16 protein-coding genes are annotated in these 18,156 nt (G+C 63.6%); 6 read left to right on the top strand and 10 right to left on the bottom strand.

The window, feature by feature from the left end:
- Nucleotides 1-21: 21 nt before the first annotated feature.
- Genes BH682_RS02740 through ssd form a run of 4 tightly spaced genes read right to left on the bottom strand, consistent with a single transcriptional unit; the run spans nucleotide 22 to nucleotide 3,660 of the window.
- Nucleotides 22-606, bottom strand: a complete 585-nt coding sequence (locus BH682_RS02740) for a type II secretion system F family protein (protein ID WP_007732447.1) — start codon at nucleotides 604-606, stop codon at nucleotides 22-24.
- Nucleotides 603-1,391, bottom strand: a complete 789-nt coding sequence (locus tag BH682_RS02735) for a type II secretion system F family protein (RefSeq protein ID WP_007732446.1) — start codon at nucleotides 1,389-1,391, stop codon at nucleotides 603-605. Before BH682_RS02735 ends, BH682_RS02740 begins: the two co-directional genes overlap by 4 nt.
- Nucleotides 1,388-2,569 (bottom strand): TadA family conjugal transfer-associated ATPase, encoded by a 1,182-nt coding sequence (locus BH682_RS02730; RefSeq protein WP_075831975.1) that lies wholly within the window; start codon nucleotides 2,567-2,569, stop codon nucleotides 1,388-1,390. The genes BH682_RS02735 and BH682_RS02730 overlap by 4 nt, the downstream gene beginning before the upstream one ends.
- Complete coding sequence (ssd, locus tag BH682_RS02725; RefSeq protein WP_042446709.1) at nucleotides 2,566-3,660, bottom strand: septum site-determining protein Ssd; 1,095 nt, start codon at nucleotides 3,658-3,660, stop codon at nucleotides 2,566-2,568. Before ssd ends, BH682_RS02730 begins: the two co-directional genes overlap by 4 nt.
- 312 nt (nucleotides 3,661-3,972) lie before the next feature.
- On the opposite strand from ssd, the gene BH682_RS02720 reads away from it, so the two are divergent.
- Nucleotides 3,973-4,791 (top strand): HAD-IB family hydrolase, encoded by an 819-nt coding sequence (locus tag BH682_RS02720; RefSeq protein ID WP_003946123.1) that lies wholly within the window; start codon nucleotides 3,973-3,975, stop codon nucleotides 4,789-4,791.
- Nucleotides 4,792-5,182: 391 nt separating this feature from the next.
- On the opposite strand, the gene BH682_RS02715 is transcribed toward BH682_RS02720, so the two are convergent.
- The 5 genes from BH682_RS02715 to BH682_RS02695 form a co-directional block, all read right to left on the bottom strand.
- Nucleotides 5,183-5,932: a hypothetical protein gene (locus BH682_RS02715; RefSeq protein WP_003946100.1), complete on the bottom strand. Its 750-nt coding sequence runs from the start codon at nucleotides 5,930-5,932 to the stop codon at nucleotides 5,183-5,185.
- A gap of 56 nt (nucleotides 5,933-5,988) precedes the next feature.
- The gene (locus BH682_RS02710) at nucleotides 5,989-7,713 is read right to left on the bottom strand and encodes a dipeptide ABC transporter ATP-binding protein (protein WP_087503825.1); all 1,725 of its coding nucleotides are present in this window, start codon (nucleotides 7,711-7,713) and stop codon (nucleotides 5,989-5,991) included.
- A 5-nt stretch (nucleotides 7,714-7,718) separates the two neighbouring features.
- Nucleotides 7,719-8,675: an ABC transporter permease gene (locus tag BH682_RS02705; protein ID WP_019746638.1), complete on the bottom strand. Its 957-nt coding sequence runs from the start codon at nucleotides 8,673-8,675 to the stop codon at nucleotides 7,719-7,721.
- The gene (locus tag BH682_RS02700; protein WP_003946101.1) at nucleotides 8,668-9,594 is read right to left on the bottom strand and encodes an ABC transporter permease; all 927 of its coding nucleotides are present in this window, start codon (nucleotides 9,592-9,594) and stop codon (nucleotides 8,668-8,670) included. Before BH682_RS02700 ends, BH682_RS02705 begins: the two co-directional genes overlap by 8 nt.
- Before the next feature lie 125 nt (nucleotides 9,595-9,719).
- On the bottom strand, nucleotides 9,720-11,336 hold the full coding sequence (locus BH682_RS02695; RefSeq protein ID WP_037132624.1) for a peptide ABC transporter substrate-binding protein: 1,617 nt from the start codon (nucleotides 11,334-11,336) through the stop codon (nucleotides 9,720-9,722).
- Nucleotides 11,337-11,700: 364 nt separating this feature from the next.
- Here BH682_RS02695 and acs point away from each other — a divergent pair, with 364 nt between their 5' ends.
- Nucleotides 11,701-13,632, top strand: a complete 1,932-nt coding sequence (acs, locus tag BH682_RS02690; protein WP_075831973.1) for an acetate--CoA ligase — start codon at nucleotides 11,701-11,703, stop codon at nucleotides 13,630-13,632.
- Between the two features lie 37 nt (nucleotides 13,633-13,669).
- Here the strand turns inward: acs and BH682_RS02685 are convergent, their stop codons facing one another.
- Nucleotides 13,670-14,095, bottom strand: coding sequence for a MarR family transcriptional regulator (locus tag BH682_RS02685; RefSeq protein WP_042446697.1), 426 nt, complete (start codon nucleotides 14,093-14,095; stop codon nucleotides 13,670-13,672).
- Between the two features lie 107 nt (nucleotides 14,096-14,202).
- Between BH682_RS02685 and BH682_RS02680 the strand changes: the two genes are divergently transcribed.
- The 4 genes from BH682_RS02680 (at nucleotide 14,203) to BH682_RS02665 (ending at nucleotide 18,152) form a co-directional block, all read left to right on the top strand.
- Nucleotides 14,203-15,282: a substrate-binding domain-containing protein gene (locus BH682_RS02680; protein WP_075831971.1), complete on the top strand. Its 1,080-nt coding sequence runs from the start codon at nucleotides 14,203-14,205 to the stop codon at nucleotides 15,280-15,282.
- Between the two features lie 122 nt (nucleotides 15,283-15,404).
- Nucleotides 15,405-16,025 carry an AmiS/UreI family transporter gene (locus tag BH682_RS02675; RefSeq protein ID WP_003946099.1) on the top strand — a complete coding sequence of 207 codons (621 nt, stop codon included), beginning with the start codon at nucleotides 15,405-15,407 and terminating at the stop codon, nucleotides 16,023-16,025.
- 26 nt (nucleotides 16,026-16,051) lie between these two features.
- Nucleotides 16,052-17,089 carry an aliphatic amidase gene (locus BH682_RS02670; RefSeq protein WP_003946093.1) on the top strand — a complete coding sequence of 346 codons (1,038 nt, stop codon included), beginning with the start codon at nucleotides 16,052-16,054 and terminating at the stop codon, nucleotides 17,087-17,089.
- Nucleotides 17,090-17,099: 10 nt separating this feature from the next.
- On the top strand, nucleotides 17,100-18,152 hold the full coding sequence (locus BH682_RS02665; protein WP_075831969.1) for an AAA family ATPase: 1,053 nt from the start codon (nucleotides 17,100-17,102) through the stop codon (nucleotides 18,150-18,152).
- The last annotated feature ends 4 nt before the right edge of the window (nucleotides 18,153-18,156 follow it).

The following is an 18,156-nucleotide window of genomic DNA, read 5'->3' as shown; positions in this document are numbered from 1 at the left end:
GAGCTTTCACTCGGATCCGGCTCACAGCAGGCCGTTACCGAGCACAGTCGTGGCAAGCCCGATCACCACCGGGACGATGCCCAAGGCGATGAACGCCGGCAGGAAACACAGCCCGAGTGGACCGCTGATCAGCACTCCCGCGCGTTCGGCTGCGGCAGCAGCAAGATCCTCGGCGTCACCTCGACTGCGCTCGGCGAGTTCGGCCATGGACGAGGACAGCGACGAACCCGAACGGGCGGAACGCCGAGCCATTCTGGCGAGCGCCTCGGTATCGGGATCGAGAGCGGCTTCGCTCCACGCGGCGTCCGGATCGGCACCGAGCGCCAGAAGGTCGGCGACGCGACGAAGCGAGTCGGCCATCGGTTTCGGTGCCGTCGACGCCATCGCTGTGATCGCGGCGGAGACGGGAAGCCCCGCTCGTAGGCAGGCCCCGAGAAGGTCGAGACTTGCGGCAACTGCGAGTGGATCCGGCTTGTCCGGGACTGGAACCGAATCTTCTGTTGTTGTGTCCGCGAAGAGAATTTCTGCCGCCCTGGCCGAAGCACCGCGACGAGCGGGAATGATCGCGAACGCCAACGCCATCATCGCCACGGATGCCCAACTCACGACGTGACCTTCGCAGTTATCCGGTCGGTCCAGAGCAGACCAGCTGAGACACAAGCGGTTCCGATCACCAGGAGCACGCCGCCGAGCCCACCTCCGAACAGCACGCGCAGCGGCGAAGCACCCATCAATTGCCCGAGACCGATCCCCAACAGCGGGAGAAAGGCCAACACCGCAGCGGTCGCCCGAGCGCCCGCCAACCCGGCCTCGGTACGCTGACGAAAGCGTCTACGTCCCAACATGTCCGTCCGGACGGCGCCGAGCAGTTCCGCCAGTGCCAGCCCGTGTTGGTCGGCGACCCGCCAGACGGATCCGATGCGGGAGAACTCACGCTCGATGCACGAATCCGGTACCGCGAAGGCCGCTGCGGCAGAACCACCGAGACGCGCCCTGGCCCCAGCGGAACGGAATACCGCACTCACTTCTCCGGTACATTCCTCGCCTGCAACAGAACTGGCCGCTGCAGGATGCGCGCCGACGCTCAGCTCGGCGATCAGCACCTCCAGACCGGAGAGCAGCATCTTCTGTGAGAGATCCCGGGTTTCGGCTGCATTCGCGCGTCGGCCACGGAGGATCAGGGTCCCGGCGAGGACGACAGCCGCACACCCTGCCGGAAGACCTCCGAGGATCCACGCGGCCGAAATCGCGAGAAATGCGGCAACGAACTGCCACGGAATCTGCCGGGAGGGCTTGCGGACGCTCGGGGTGTAGGTAGCGAGCCGAGCACGCGAATCCCGCACCGGCGCAATCGAGACCGCCAGTGCGAAGGCCAAGAGGGAAACTGTCACGTCCCGACCTCCCGATTGCGAAGCCGGAACATCCGCTCGAGCCGCTCACGACCCGAACCGCCGTCCGGCCACGCCTGCATGATTTGTACGTACCCGTCCGCACCGCGGTCGATGACACCGATCTGTTCGAGACGCCTCGATCCGTCAGCCAATCTGTGCACGTGCAGGATCACTTGAACCGCCGCGGCAAGTTGACTGTGCAACGCGTGGCGATCCATACCGCCGAGCGCCGCCAACGCCTCGAGTCTGGCCGGCACCTCTTCGGGCGAATTGGCGTGAACGGTGCCGGCGCCGCCGTCGTGGCCGGTGTTCATCGCCGTGAGCAGATCAGTCACCTCTGCGCCGCGGACCTCACCGACGACGATGCGATCGGGACGCATTCGTAGTGCCTGCCGAACCAGATCGCGCACCGTCACCTCTCCGACGCCCTCGACGTTGGGAGCTCTGGCGACGAGGCGGACGACGTGTGGATGCGGCGGCGCCAGTTCGGCCGCGTCCTCGACACAGACGATTCGCTCGCGCGGGTCGACCGCGCCGAGCATGGCGGACAACAACGTGGTCTTTCCCGCACCGGTCCCGCCGATCACCAGAAAAGCCAAGCGACAAGAAATGATGCGATTGAGGAGCTCCCGCGCGTCCGGTTCCACGGCGCCGTGGGCGGACAGCGCGTCGAGACCCTGTGTTGCGGGCCGCAACACTCGCAGTGACACGCAGGTTCCACCCTGGGCCACGGGTGCGAGTACGGCATGAAGTCGTACCCCGAAGTGCCCGTCGCCGACGCCCCGCAGGCGGCCGTCGACCCACGGTTGGGCGTCGTCGAGGCGTCGACCTGCCGACAGTGCCAACCGCTGCGCCAGTCGACGCACGGCTGCCTCGTCGGTGAACCGGACCCCCGACCTTTCGAGGCCGACCCCGCGGTCCACCCAGACCTGATCCGGCGCGGTCACCAGTACATCGGCGACCCCGGGTTCGTGCAGTAGAGGTTCGAGCGGCCCCGCGCCTGTCAGTTCCGTCTGGAGCACTCTGACGACCTCCAACAGATCCGTGTCCGCCAGAACGCCCGAGGACTCGGCTCGCACAGCATCGGCAACGGTGGCCGCCGTCGGCTCGGCGACCGACGACGCCGTCAATCGCTCGCGAACTCGGTCGAGCAGTTCGGCCGTGACCAACGCACTCATGCCGCAGCCCTGCGCGGGCGTGCGCCGGATTCGACGGCGTCGAGTACCGCTGTTGCCGCCACACTCAACGGACAACCGCGGGTCAATTCGAGGCCACCACGCTCGAGCATCGGCGCCAGCGATCGGTGGCCGCGCATCACGGCCGTCAGGGGCAGGCCGAGCATGTCTGCCACATCGGCGCCGCGTAGGCCTCCCGGTGCCGGCCCACGCACGACGAGCCCGACGTTGGAGTTGTGTCGCACCACCCAGGCTCCGACCTTCTCGGCCGCGACGCATGCGGCCACGGTGGCCGGAACCACCACGAGCACCGAATCCGACATCTCCAACACGGCCTGACCTACCTCGCTGGGATGACGTGGCACGTCGCAGACCACGAGCCCGCCGGAACTGCGACCTGCGTCCAGCACGGCGCGAACGGCGGTCACTGTCGGACCGTCGATCTCCCGGCGACTGCTCGCCAGAACCCTCAGAAACTTTCCCTTCGCCGGCAGTGCATCGCGCAGCGCCTCCGGGGACAACCGCCCGCCCTCGACGGTCAGTGCACCCCAACGTAATCCGGGAGCAGTCTCGATACCCAACAGCACGTCGGCGCCGGAACCGAGTGCGTCGACGTCCACCAACAGCGTCGGGACGTGACGTGCCGCCGACGTCAACGCGACAGCCGCAGCAGTTGCCGAGGCTCCGCCGCCGCCACAACCACCCACCACGCTCACGACGGTGCCGTCACCACTGACGTCGACGTGATCGGCCAGAACTGCGACCAGCGCGTTCTCTTCCTCGGGCAAGGACAGAACGCTGTCGGCTCCGATCGCGGTGGCGCTCTTCCAATCGTCGACGGTCGGTGTGCCGTCGCATACGAGGAACACTCGCGTTCGCTTGGGGGAACGAGCCAGAGCATCTCGCGCCGCCGACGCGTCCAGTACCACCGCCGAGGCCCGGTTCCACTGTTGCCGGGACACGGGATGTTCGGCCTCGTCCAGCCGGCGGTCCACCGCGGCAGCGACGCGTCGCACGCTCGCGAGGATTTTCGCGTCGTCGACGAGAACCAGAATGGGAGCCCCGGTTTCCTGAGAGCTGATCGTCGTGTTCATGACTGCAGAGCCTGAACGAGCACCGGCACCGAAAACAGTGGGCCGAACAACCCTGTGGACAACTGGGAGGTTGGGGAGAAACAGGCCTGAGACAGAGGACGACCCCCGCCAATGGGGGGAGGAGGCGGGGGCCGTCTGAGTTCAGCCCCGGGGGGTCGGGCTGAACAAGTTCGAACGAATCGAACAGCAACGATCTTACACCCGCCATCGGCGAGAAATGCAAGCCTGAGCTGCACTGAACTGCTGTTTTTCGCCGAAAGAGGACGCTTGCCGAAGAGCACACGAACCGCCTGTCGGACTATCCTCAATCCTGTGACCGACAAGCCTGCGAACGGACTGAATACCGGGCGGACAGCCGCTTTCTTCGATTTGGACAAAACGATCATCGCGAAGTCGAGCACCCTGGCGTTCAGCAAGCCATTCTTCGCACAGGGTCTGATCAATCGACGCTCGGTTCTCAAGAGCAGCTATGCGCAATTCCTGTTTCTACTGTCCGGCGCCGATCACGATCAGATGGAGCGCATGCGCGAGCATCTGACGGCGATGTGTGCGGGCTGGGACGTGGAACAGGTGAAGGCCGTCGTCGCGGAGACTCTGCACGACATCGTCGATCCACTCGTCTTCGCCGAGGCGGCCGATCTGATCGCAGATCACAAGCTGCGTGGACACGACGTCATCGTCGTGTCTGCTTCGGGTGAAGAGATCGTCGCACCGATCGCCCGCGCCCTCGGCGCCACCCATTCCGTCGCGACGTCGATGAGGGAGGAAGACGGCCACTACACCGGCGAGGTGGACTTCTACTGCTACGGCCCCGGCAAGGTCGAAGCCATGGAAAAACTCGCCGCGGAGTACGGTTACGACCTCGCCGCCAGTTACGCCTACTCCGACTCGGTGACGGATTTACCCATGCTCGAGGCTGTCGGACATCCGACCGCAGTCAACCCCGATCGAGCGTTGCGCAAGGAAGCGGCCGTAAACGGTTGGCCCATACTGACTTTCTCGAATCCGGTCTCACTTCGTGCCCGATTGTCGGCCCAGTCCACGACCACGGTGGCTACTACCGCTGCGGTGGGAATCGCAGCTCTGGTGGCCGGCGCCATGACCTTCGGGCTACTGCGCCGGAAACGCTGAAATCCAAGGCCCACAAACAAAAATTGGTACTTGCTGTGAGCCCGGACACAGGGTACAAAGGAGTTACGGAAGAACGGAAGGCCAGGAACGGCTCGGAAGAGAAGGACCGTTTCCCCAACCGAAATTCCTAGCACGGGCACTAGGGCACCCACGCGGAGCACAAGCCACTATAAGGGCAGAAGCGTTGTGGGCCTGCGAGATTCGTTCAATTTGAGCGAGGACCCCGCACAGGTTGCGGGGACGACCTCAGAAAGCGCGATCCCTCGCCGAGGCCACCCACACAACCCACCGAGCACGCTTGGTAACGAGTAGTCCGTGCTGACGGGCGGCGAAGTCGATTTATCGGCAGCGCCGCCCGTTCGTTATGTTCCGACAGGCGCAATTTGCCGGACTATCCGGTAGCGGCGTCGGCAATCGAAGTCGCCTCTCGCGCACCGGCTTCGAGAGCACCACAGCACAGAATCACCCAGCTGCCGACGCCCGCCGGATTTCCCGAAGCGAATCCTGCCGCGCCGTCCGTGTACGCCTGTGGCCGCCGAAGCCAACTGACCTCGGGGACCCCGAGATTGTGCGGATCCAGTCCCGACGAGACCGCAACCAGACGCGAGGCCGCGCGGGCGACGATGCCGTCAGCGGTGCCGAACGGGCTCAGCGCCAAGAGTTCTCCGTGTACGACGGCCGCCAGAACAGGTGCCGGTGCACTGGTTCCGCCTGTAACGAGTTGGGCGAGAGCGTCCAACCGCTCCCCCACTCCGCGATCCGACCGTGGCCGCCCCAGTTGATCTGCGTCCTCGACGAGATCCGCCGCGGCCAACAGGTGCAGCCGGGCCAGAGCCTGAAGTGGGGCGCGCTTCCACGTCGACTCCATGAGCGGAAGGCTGTCGCCGTCGAGAGCCTGAGCCACGCGCAGAGCACCCGCGAGAATCGGATCACCGGCCATGCCCTCGGTCGGCAATTCGGTGGTGCCACCGGCGAGCGATGCGGAAGCGCGCGCGGCACGAACCGCGGCTTCGGCGGCAGTGGTGGGCCAACCGCGACGGTTGGTCTTGTGCCGATGAACCTCACCCAGAGCATCGCGCGCATGATCGGCGGCGGCGCGTACGCCTGGAAGATCGACGAGGGGCTGCAAGGGGTCCGTCACGATCAACGACGGTACCCTTGCAGCCCCTCTGCGGACTTGCCTACCTACCTGTTGCGTCAGCTTCCCAGCTTGATGGACCCACCGGGAATCGCGTCGAGCAACTTGCGGGTGTAGTCCTGTTGCGGATTACCGAACACGTCGTCGATCGGTGCCGATTCGACGATCGAGCCACGCGACATCACCAACACGTTGTCCGCGATCTGACGAACCACGGCCAGGTCGTGCGTGATGAAGAGGTACGTCAACCCGAACTCTGCCTGCAGGTCGTTGAGCAGGGTCAAGATCTGATCCTGCACGAGCACGTCGAGAGCGGAGACCGCCTCGTCGCAGATCACGACCTCCGGTTGCAGTGCCAACGCTCGCGCAATTGCGACGCGCTGACGCTGTCCGCCGGAGAGCTCGTTCGGGAACCGTCGCATGACCGACTGGGGCAGACCGACCTTGTCGAGAAGTTCGCGGACGCGAGCCTCCCGTTCGGCTTTGGTCCCGACCTTGTGGGTACGCAGCGGCTCTTCGATCGTGCGGTAGATCGAGTACATCGGGTCGAGCGTGCCGTAAGGGTTCTGGAAGATCGGCTGCACTCGACGACGGAACGCAAATGTTTCCTTCGCACCGAGTTTCGACACGTCCTGACCGTCGAAGACCACGTTGCCTGCAGTGGGCTCGAGCAGACCGAGGACCATCTGTGCGACCGTCGACTTACCAGAACCCGATTCGCCGACGATTGCAGTCGTGGTTCCGCGGCGGACCTTGAAGGACACGTCGTTCACGGCTGTGAAGTCGGTGGTCTTGCGGAAACCCTTGCGCAGCTTGAACACCTTGGTCAGATGATCGACGACAAGAACGTCGTCGGTCACCTTGCCGAAGGACTCTGCCGCACTTTCCTCGGCCTTGACCGCTTCGGCGACCTCTTCTGCCTGTTCGCGAATCTCGGCGCGCGCCACCGACGAGCTGAGCCGCTTCGACGCCAACGACGGCGCAGCCGCGACCAGCTTCTGCGTGTACGGATGCTGCGGGCGCTTCAGAATCTCCAGTGCCGGACCGGATTCGACGATACGACCCTTGCTCATCACGATCAGATGCTCGGCGCGCTCGGCGGCCAGGCCAAGATCGTGAGTGATGAGCAGAACGGCGGTGCCGAGTTCCGTAGTCAGACCGTCGAGGTGGTCGAGGATCTGACGCTGGACGGTGACGTCGAGCGCCGACGTCGGCTCGTCCGCGATCAGGAGCTTCGGACGAGCGGACAACCCGATCGCGATGAGTGCGCGCTGACGCATACCGCCCGAGAACTCGTGCGGGTACTGCCCCAACCGGCTCTCGGCTTCGGCGAGTCCTGCCTCCTCGAGCAGTTCGGCGGCCCGAACCTTGGCTGCCTTGCCCTTGGCGATCCCGTTGGCGGCCAGTGCTTCCTCGATCTGGAAGCCCACTTTCCACACGGGATTCAGATTCGACATCGGGTCCTGCGGAACCAAACCGATCTGGCTTCCCCGGATGTGGACGAAGTCCTTCTCCGAGACCTTCGAGATGTCCTTGCCGTCGAAGATGATCTCGCCTGCCGTCACCTTGCCGGTGCCGGGAAGCAGATTGATGATCGAGTGGGCGGTGGTGGACTTACCCGAACCCGATTCGCCGACGATCGCGACCGTCTGACCCGGGTAGACGGTCAGGCTGACGCCTCGAACTGCCGGAACCGGACCGGAATTGGACTGGAAAGACACCTCGAGATCACGAATCTCGAGCAACGGAGTTTCCTCCGAGGTGAGAGTTTCCTTGGTGGTCATCGTGCTCACCGCTTCCGCGACTTGGGATCGAGGGCGTCGCGCAGAGCGTCACCCATCATGATGAATCCGAGAACGGTGATCGCCAAAGCCGTTGCCGGGTAGAACAGAATGGTCGAACCCTGACGCAGCGTCACCTGAGCGTTGCTGATGTCGCCGCCCCACGAAACCTCGGTGGACGGAAGACCGATACCGAGGAAGGACAGCGTCGCCTCGGCAACGATGTACGTACCGAGCGAGATGGTGGCGACCACGATGATGGGCGCCAACGAGTTCGGGATGACGTGGCGGATCAGTGTCTTGAGCTTCGAGACACCCAACGCTTCCGAGGCCATGACGTAATCGTTGTTCTTCGCCGAGATCACCGCGCCTCGAGCGATTCTTGCCATCTGCGGCCAGCCGAAGAGCGCCAGCACGCCGACGACGGTCCAGATGGTGCGATCGGTGAACAGCTGCATCAGGACGATGGCAGCCAGGATCAGCGGGATGCCGAAGAAGATGTCGGCGACACGGGAGAGGATCGAATCGGTCCATCCGCCGTAGAAACCGGACAGCGCACCGAAGATCACGCCGATCACCAGCACCGACGCCGTGACGCCGACGCCCACGAGTACGGATGCGCGAGCACCGTAGATGGTGCGCGAGTACACGTCACAGCCCTGGCGGTCGAAACCGAACCAGTGCCCTGAGGTCGGCCCCTGCATGCTGTAGGTCAGGTCGCAGAACCGCGGATCGGTGCTCGTGAACAAGCTCGGAAACGCTGCGATGACGATGACCGCGAGGATGATGATCGTCGAGATGATGAACAGGGGGCGCTTGCGTAGGTCGCGCCACGCATCGGTCCACATGCTGGTCGGCGCCTGATCGAGTTTGACGGCGTCCGTCTCCCCGGGTGCCGCAACTTCGGGCGGTGCCACGAAATGACTTTGCCGGACGGCGCGTCCGGTCTTCACGGTCTCAGACATAGCGGATCCTCGGGTCGAGCGCGGCGTACAAGAGGTCGACGAGCAGATTTGCGATCAGGTAGATCACGATGAGAATGGTGACGAACGAAACCACCGTCGGCGCTTCACCTCTGGTCACAGCCTGGTAGATCGTGCCGCCGACGCCGTTGATGTTGAAGATGCCCTCGGTGACGATGGCGCCGCCCATCAATGTTGCGAGGTCGGCGCCCAGGAACGTGACCACGGGGATCAGCGAGTTGCGCAACACGTGCACGCGAACCACTCGTCCACGGGAAAGTCCCTTGGCGGTGGCAGTGCGCACGTAGTCGGCACTCAGGTTCTCCGCCACGGATGTTCGGGTCAGTCGCAGGACGTACGCGAACGAGACCGAACCCAGAACCAGGGCGGGGAGCAGGAGATTCTTGAAGCTGGTGTTGCCACCGACCGTCGGCGGGACGATGCCCCATTTGACGCCGATGAAGAACTGAGCCAGGAAGCCGATCACGAAGATCGGGATGGCGATGAGAACGAGGCTGAACAGCAGGACGGTGCTGTCGAAGAATCCGCCCTTACGCAGGCCGGCGATGAGGCCGAAGCCGACACCGAAGACGGTCTCGACGATCAGTGCCATGAAGGCAAGTTTCATCGTGATCGGAAATGCCTGTGCCAGAACTTCACTGACAGGTCGTCCGGAGAACGACGTGCCGAAGTCCAGCGTGAAGATGCCCTTCAGGTACAGCAGGTACTGCTGATAGAAGGGGAGATCGAGGTGGTAGCGCTCCCGAAGCTGTGCTGCCACAGCCGGACTGAGCGCCTTGTCGCCCGCCAACGCGGCAATCGGATCACCGGGAAGCAGGAAGACCATGGCGTAGATCAGAAGAGTGGCCCCGAGAAAAACCGGGATCATTTGAAGCACTCGGCGACCGATGTACCAGAGCATCGGATCACCTCCTTGTCGATGATCGTGTACGTCAGCGGACAGTCCGGTGTGAACACGAGTTCGGGACGGCAGGCAGGGCGCCTGCCGCCCCGAACTCACGTTTCAGATGCGGATCGTTCTACGCGTCAGTTCTTTTCGATGTCTTCGTAGACCGGAATGCCGTTCCAGCTGATGGTCACGTTGGAAACGTTCTCCGACCATCCACTGGCTGCGTTGCGGTACCACGTCGGAATTGCAGGCAGGTCCTTGAGCAGCACTTCCTGAGCCTGATCGAGCAGTTCCTGAGCCTTCGCCTTGTCCGTCTGGCCGGCCGATTCGCGCAGGAGGCGGTCGAACTCGGGGTTGGAGTACTCACCGTCGTTGGAGCTGCCGCCGGTCTGGTAGTTCTGCGCCAGGAAGCCGTACTGCTGCGGGTAGTCACCCTGCCAGCCGGAGCGGAACGCGCTCTGGATGGTGCGGTCGGTGGCTTCGGTGCGGATCTGCGCAAAGGTGGCGTACTGCTTGCCCTTTGCGTCGATGCCGAGCGTGTTGCGGATGCTGTTCGCCGTGGCGTCGACCCATTCCTGGTGTCCGCCGTCGGAGTTGTATCCGATCTCGAAGCTGCCGGACCACGGAGCGATGGCGTCGGCCTTGGCCCAAGCGGCCTTGGCTGCCTCGGGGTCGAACTTCAGGTTGCCGTTACCGGTCAGCGAGTCGTTCCAACCCTCGATTGCGGGGCTGGTGAAGTCGAGTGCAGGCGTCCTGGTCTTGTTGAAGATCTGCTGCGTGATCTGATCGCGGTTGATCGCCATCGAGATCGCCTGACGGCGGAGCATGCCCTCTTCACCACTGAAGTGCGCCAGGCGCCCCGGGATCGTGAACGTCTCGATGGTTGCCGACGGCTGGTTGACCGTGCGACCGGCAAGATCCGACTCGAAGGTCGTGACCGCGCTCGGCGGGACCTGGTCGAGAACGTCGACGTTGTTGGCGAGGAGATCCGTGTACGCCGTGTCGAGGCTGTTGTACATGATGAAGTCGACGCCGGCGTTCTTCGGCTTGCGGTTGCCGTTGTAGTCCGGGTTCACGACCGTGTCGATGCGGACGTTGTGCTGCCACGCGCCGGCGCCGTCGAGCTTGTACGGGCCGTTGCCGACCGGGTTCTCGCCGAATGCGGTCATGTCCTTGAACGCGACCTCGGGCAGCGGGTAGTACGCCGTGAAACCGAGGCGATCGGGGAACGCCGACTCGGGCTGCTTGAGTTCGATGGTGAAGGTGGAGTCGTCCACAACCTTCAGACCCGACATCGTCTGAGCCGTCGGAACCTCGGCGGCCACTTCGTCGTAGCCCTTGATCGGATCGAAGAACGATGCCTGGATCTGAGCGTTGGTGGAGAGGGCTCCGAAGTTCCACGCGTCGACGAACGACTTCGCGGTGACGGGGGTGCCGTCCGTGAAGGTCCAACCGTCCTTGAGCTTGACGGTGAAGTTCTGACCGTCGGTGCTCTCGATGGACTCGGCAACCTCGTTCTCCGTGCCACCGTCGGCGGTGTACGAAACGAGACCGGCGAACAGGGAGTCGAGGACGCGGCCGCCCTGGTTCTCACTCGTGTTCGTGGGAATCAACGGGTTCTGGGGCTCGCCCGCCCAGGCGTTGACGACACCGCTGGACGATCCGCCCGACGAATCGCCGGACGAACATGCCGTGATCAGCACTGCCGTCATTCCGAGCGCGACCGCGCCGGTCGCTATGCGTGAGATACGCAAAGGAATTCCTTCCACATCTAAGTGACCCCGAGCATGCTCGCGGCCTGCCGACAGCCGTAACTGCCGGCGTCGTGTCGCCTACAACTGAAAGTGAACGTGACTTCGAGTTGTGGTCGAATAATGGTTTGACAATAGACACATCCGACGCGGGGCGCGCATCGCACCCATTGTCCGCAATTCCGAGGGAAATCTGTCCGCGCCCATTCACTCGTCGGCGGAAGCGACCACCCGTCGCATCAATTCGACCGATCATCGCAGGACAACGGGTTGCAACGTGATGCAACGGTGCGTTTACGCGAGCTTGTGACTACCCTCACACGGAGTCAGAAAAGTGTCGATCAAAGTGGAAAGAAGGCCGTCAGCCATGACAAGCGCAGCCGAAACAGACGTCCCCCAGGCATATCCGCCGAGCGCAGAGTTCGCTGCGGCCGCCAACGCGGGACCGGAGTTGCAGGCTGCCGCAGATACCGACCGCCTCGCTTTCTGGGCGAATCAGGCTGAGCGCCTTCACTGGCACGAGAAATGGACCGACGTCCTCGACTGGACCGACGCCCCCGTCGCCAAGTGGTTCGTCGGCGGAAAACTCAACGTCGCCTACAACTGCGTCGACCGCCACGTCCTCGCCGGCAACGGCGACCGCATCGCCATCCACTTCGAAGGCGAACCAGGCGATTCCCGCGACCTGACCTACAACGACCTCCTCGCCGAAGTCAGCCGCGCCGCAAATACTTTCACCGACCTCGGCCTCGTCGCCGGTGACCGCGTAGCGATCTACATGCCGATGATCCCCGAAGCGATCGTCACCATGCTCGCCTGCGCCCGCCTCGGCCTGACCCACTCGGTCGTCTTCGCCGGATTCTCCGCCACCGCCCTACGCTCACGCATCGACGACGCCCAAGCCAAACTCGTCGTCACCGTCGACGGGCAGTGGCGACGCGGCGCAGCAGCACCCATCAAAACAGCGGTCGACGAATCCGTCGCCGGCGCCGACTCCGTCCAGAACGTGTTGGTGGTCAACCGGACCGGCATCGACGTCGACTGGACCGACGGCCGCGACCTGTGGTGGCACGAAACCGTCGCACAGGCTTCACCCGAGCACGAGGCGCAGGCCTTCGACGCCGAACATCCCCTGTTCATTCTCTACACCTCCGGCACCACCGGAAAGCCCAAGGGCATCATCCACACCTCCGGCGGCTACCTCACCCAGGCCTCGTACACCCACCACAACGTCTTCGATCACAAAGCGGGACAAGACGTCTACTGGTGCACCGCCGACATCGGCTGGGTCACCGGACACTCCTACATCGTCTACGGACCCCTCTCGAACGGCGTCACCCAGGTCGTCTACGAAGGCACCCCCAACTCCCCGAACGAGCACCGCCACTTCGACATCATCGAGAAGTACGGCGTCTCCATCTACTACACCGCACCCACCCTCGTGCGGACGTTCATGAAGTGGGGCCGCGAGATCCCCGACGCCCACGACCTGTCCTCGATCCGCCTCCTCGGATCTGTGGGCGAGCCCATCAACCCCGAAGCGTGGCGCTGGTTCCGAGAGGTCATCGGCGGCAACAAAGCCCCCATCGTCGACACCTGGTGGCAGACCGAGACCGGCGCGATCATGATCTCCCCACTCCCCGGTATCACCGCCACCAAACCCGGATCCGCCATGGCACCACTGCCCGGCATCTCCGCCAAGATCGTCGACGACGACGCCAAGCCCCTCGGCCCCGGCGGCAACGGCTACCTCGTCCTCGACGAGCCGTGGCCGGCGATGCTCCGCGGCATCTGGGGCGACATGGACCGCTACCGCGACACCTACTGGTCCCGCTACGCCGAAGAAGGCTGGTACTTCGCCGGTGACGGCGCCAAGTACGACGACGACGGCGCACTCTGGGTCCTCGGCCGCGTCGACGACGTCATGAACGTCTCCGGTCACCGCATCTCCACCTCCGAAGTGGAATCAGCACTGGTGAACCATCACGGAGTCGCCGAAGCCGCCGTCGTCGGTGCCGCCGACGAGACCACCGGACAGGGCATCGTCGCGTTCGTCATCCTCCGTGAAGGCGTCGAGAACACCGGCGACGTCCTCATCGCCGAACTCAAGGCTCAGGTCTCCACCGACATCAGCCCCATCGCCAAACCGCGTCAGATCACGATCGTGCCGGAACTGCCGAAGACCCGGTCCGGCAAGATCATGCGCCGCCTCCTGCGCGACGTCGCCGAAGGCCGCGACCTCGGAGACACCTCGACCCTGGTCGACCCCAAGGTATTCGACGCCATCCGCGGCAAGTAGGGCCTTCGGCCCCTGTGCGCCTTTTTGGTAGTCCCCACTACCGGAAAGGCACACAGGGGCGAAGCCCCTCTCGCAACTTCACTTCCTCTTTCGACGTCAGCCAGGACTCCTCGGCTACGCGGATGTCTGCGGCAACCCTCTTGTGCAAGGACTTTCCGCGCGAGGAGAGAAACACGCGTACCTTCCGACGGTCGTCCTCACCGACCTCGCGGTAGATAAGCGCCAGCGAGACCAACTTGTCCGCAACTCGCGTCAGCGTCGGAGCCGGTGTTCCCGTTCGATCGCGCAGCTCAGCCATCGTCAGCCCCTCGGTCGACGCCAGGGCTTCGAGCGTCATCCAGTGATCAAGAGTGAGATTCTCTGCCGCCAGCGCCTTCTCCGCCGCTGCCGCGGCCATTCGAGCTGCTCGGACCAGCGCAGTCGTCAGCGACGCATCAAGAATTCCGGAGTCACTTTTTCCCACTGATCGCTCCCCCGCTGTTGCGCAGTTCACACTTCTCGGGCAATACTTTCAAATGAAATGATAGTAACCCAGGCCAGGCCGCTGACTCCCGATTCCGGCGGCGACGCATGAGCGCTACCGGCGCGCTCGAACGCGCGCGTAGCGCGGTGTGGCGCCTGGGCATGGTGGTTCCCCTTCAGGGGCCGGCCGGACTGTTCGGCCCCTCCTGCGAAGCAATCAGCGAGTTGGCCGCCCGCGACCTCAACAACTCCGGTGGCGTGCTGGGACGCGAAGTCCAGATCGAAGTGATCGACGGCGGCGCTTCGCCGAGCGTCGTCGCCGCCAGCGTGGGACAACTACTCGACGCCGGCGACATCGACGCCGTCAGCGGTTGGCACATCTCCTCTGTCCGCCACGCTCTTGCACCCGTGGTCGCGGACCGCATTCCGTACTCGTACACCTCGCTCTACGAGGGCGGCGAGGTCAGGTCCGGCATCTACTGCTCCGGCGAAACACCACGGCAGCAGATCGCGCCGGCGCTGAAGTGGCTGCGCGACAACGTCGGAGCGCGTAAGTGGTTTGTCGTCGGGGACGACTACATCTGGCCGCACAGCTCTCTCGGAGCCGTGAGGCAATTCGCCACCGAACTCGATCTCAGCCTTGTCGGCGGTTCGTTTGTCGACCTGGGGCGCGGCAACATGAAACAACTGGTCGAGACCGTCTCGAACTCCGGTTGCGACGGCGTGATCATGCTCCTCGTCGGCCAGGACGCCGTCGATTTCAACCGCGCCTTCGCCCGCCGCGGCCTCGACGAGTCGATGATCCGGTTCAGCCCGTTGATGGAAGAGAACATGCTGCTCGCGAGCGGGCCGAGGGCAACCCGCAACCTGTTTGCCTCCGCCGCGTACTTCCGTTCGATGGTCGACGGCAACTCCATGGATCTTCTCGGGCGCTACGTTGCACTGCACGGCGCGCACGCTCCGGCGCTGAACAATGCCGCCGAATCGTGTTACGAAGGGATACATACCCTTTCGGCCCTGGTGCGGCGCGCCGACAGCACTCATCCGCGTGACCTGGACGCCGTCGTCGAGGGTGCCGCGTACGACGGGCCTCGCGGAACCGTCGAGTTTCGTGATCGTGTTGCACGGCAGAAGATTCAGCTCGCCGTCGCCGACGGACTCGACTTCTCGATCATCGCAACGCTCTGAGATTTTCCCTGAGATCTCCCTCTTGACTTCTGTGGCGCGCATCACTTAGTTTCATTTGGAATCATTTCATTTGAAAGTAACCCGTTCCGAAGTAACCGTCCCGAAGTAACCGGAGGTGCCCGATGGGCAGTGTTGGTTTGCTTTACGTGGGAGCCGTCCTCTTCGTCAACGGACTGATGCTGCTCGGCACAGTTCCCGTTCGATCCGCCTCGGTCCTCAACCTCTTCGTCGGCGCACTTCAATGCGTCGTCCCCACCGTCATGTTGATTCAGGCTCAGGGAGATTCGAGCGCTGTCCTGGCGGCCTCAGGGCTCTATCTGTTCGGATTCACCTATCTCTACGTGGGCATCAGCAATCTCGCCGGCTTCGAACCGGAAGGAATCGGGTGGTTCTCACTGTTCGTCGCGTGCGCCGCGCTCGTGTACTCCTTCCTCTCTTTCACAGTGAGCAACGACCCCGTCTTCGGGGTCATCTGGCTCGCATGGGCAGCACTGTGGACGCTGTTCTTCCTGGTACTCGGGCTCGGCCGCGAGAATCTCAGTCGCTTCACCGGCTGGGCAGCGGTCCTCCTGAGCCAGCCCACGTGCACGGTCCCCGCATTTCTGATCCTGACCGACAACTTCCACACCACACCCGCCGTCGCGGCCGGTTGGGCCGGAGCACTTCTGGTTCTCCTGGGCCTGGCCAAGATCCTCGCTGCACCCAAAACCGCAGTACCCCAATCCCGTCCAGTCTTCAACTGATCGACACAACCAAGGAGTGAAAGACAATGCGACACGGTGACATCTCCTCGAGCAACGACACGGTCGGCGTAGCAGTGGTCAACTACAAGATGCCCCGCCTGCACGATCGCGCCGGTGTCCTCGAGAACGCGCGCAAGATCGCCGACATGATGATCGGCATGAAGACCGGCCTCCCCGGAATGGATCTGGTGGTCTTCCCCGAATACTCCACGCAGGGAATCATGTACAACGAGGAGGAGATGTACGCGACAGCAGCCACCATCCCGGGCGACGAGACCGCGATCTTCTCCGCAGCGTGCCGCGAAGCCGACACGTGGGGAATCTTCTCCATCACCGGCGAACAGCACGAAGACCACCCGAACAAGCCCCCGTACAACACGTTGATCCTCATCGACAACAAGGGCGAGATCGTTCAGAGGTACCGAAAGATCCTGCCCTGGTGCCCCATCGAAGGGTGGTACCCGGGAGACACGACGTATGTCACCGAAGGCCCGAAGGGGCTGAAGATCTCGCTCATCATCTGCGACGACGGCAACTACCCGGAGATCTGGCGCGACTGCGCGATGAAGGGTGCAGAACTGATCGTCCGTTGCCAGGGATACATGTACCCCGCCAAGGACCAGCAGGTGATGATGTCCAAGGCAATGGCCTGGGCCAACAATTGTTATGTGGCAGTTGCCAATGCGGCCGGATTCGACGGCGTCTACTCCTACTTCGGACACTCCGCGATCATCGGATTCGACGGCCGGACGCTGGGTGAAACCGGCGAAGAAGAATACGGAATCCAGTACGCGCAGCTTTCCGTCTCAGCCATTCGCGACGCACGCGAGAACGATCAGTCCCAGAACCACATCTTCAAACTCCTCCATCGCGGCTACTCCGGTGTCCACGCAGCAGGTGACGGAGACAAGGGCGTCGCGGACTGCCCGTTCGAGTTCTACAAGCTGTGGGTCACCGACGCCCAGAAGGCTCAGGAACGCGTCGAGGCCATCACCCGAGACACAGTGGGTGTAGCGGATTGTCGCGTCGGAAACCTGCCGGTCGAGAAGACAATCGAAGCGTAAGGATCTCACTGTGCCTTACATCACCGACATGCTCCATGACCGGAACAGTGCAGCACCACCGGCCGAGGAACGAACCGAACCCGTACCGGTCGGGGCCTTCGACGCTCGCAAGCTCTCGAAAGCCCTGAGTTCCAAGATCGTCGGACAACAGGCCGCCGTCGACGCAGTGGTTCGTGCGATTTCGATCGCGCATGTCGGTGCCACGGATCCGACGCGTCCGCTCGCAAACATCCTTCTCGTTGGCCCGACCGGCGTCGGCAAGACGGAATTGGTGCGGCGCGTGGCCGCAGAACTACGGTCAGGACCCGATGATCTGTGCCGCATCGACATGAATGCTCTTGCGCAAGAGCATTATGCGGCGTCGTTCTCCGGGGCTCCACCTGGATATGCCGGTAGCAAGGAGTCCTTCACGCTGTTCGACAAGAACACCGTCGAGGGCGATCCGTACACCCCCGGAATCGTCCTGTTCGACGAAGTGGAGAAGGCCGACCCCACCGTGCTGCGTGCGCTCCTGCAGGTCCTCGACAACGGCGAACTCCGGTTGGCGAACGGTCAGCAGAAGATCTCGTTCCGCAACAGCTACGTGTTCCTGACCTCGAATCTCGGCTCTGCTGCGGTGGCAGAACGTCGGCGATCTCACCTGCGGCAGCTCGCCGATCGCGTCCGGATCGATCGACCGCGCCATGGTCATCATCTGGTGCAACGCGCGTTGGAGAAGTTCTTCGACCCCGAATTCTTCAACCGCATCGACGAAACCGTGATCCTCGACGAGTTCGACGAACAGACCGCGGAACAAGTGACCCGTCTCGAGATCGAACTGATCACGACTCGGTTGGCCAGGAGAGGCATCGACGTCGAGGTGGAGGACAGCGCCGTCGCCCTGTTGCAACGGCGCGGGTCCGACCCGGTGTACGGAGCACGTGGCCTGCGCCGGACCATCCGGAACGTCTTGGCCGACCCGGTGGCCGCCGCCGTTCTCGACCTTCGGCCGGTCGGGACGCAACCACTCGCCTTGCAGGCGCGGGCAGTTGGTGATCAGATACAGGTAAAGAAAGTCCCATGAGTGC

The organism is Rhodococcus sp. YL-1, from assembly GCF_001942025.1.
GTDB lineage: Bacteria > Actinomycetota > Actinomycetes > Mycobacteriales > Mycobacteriaceae > Rhodococcus_F > Rhodococcus_F qingshengii.
The sequence above is the reverse complement of the archived record's forward strand: the minus strand, read 5'-3'. Positions and strand labels throughout refer to the sequence as shown.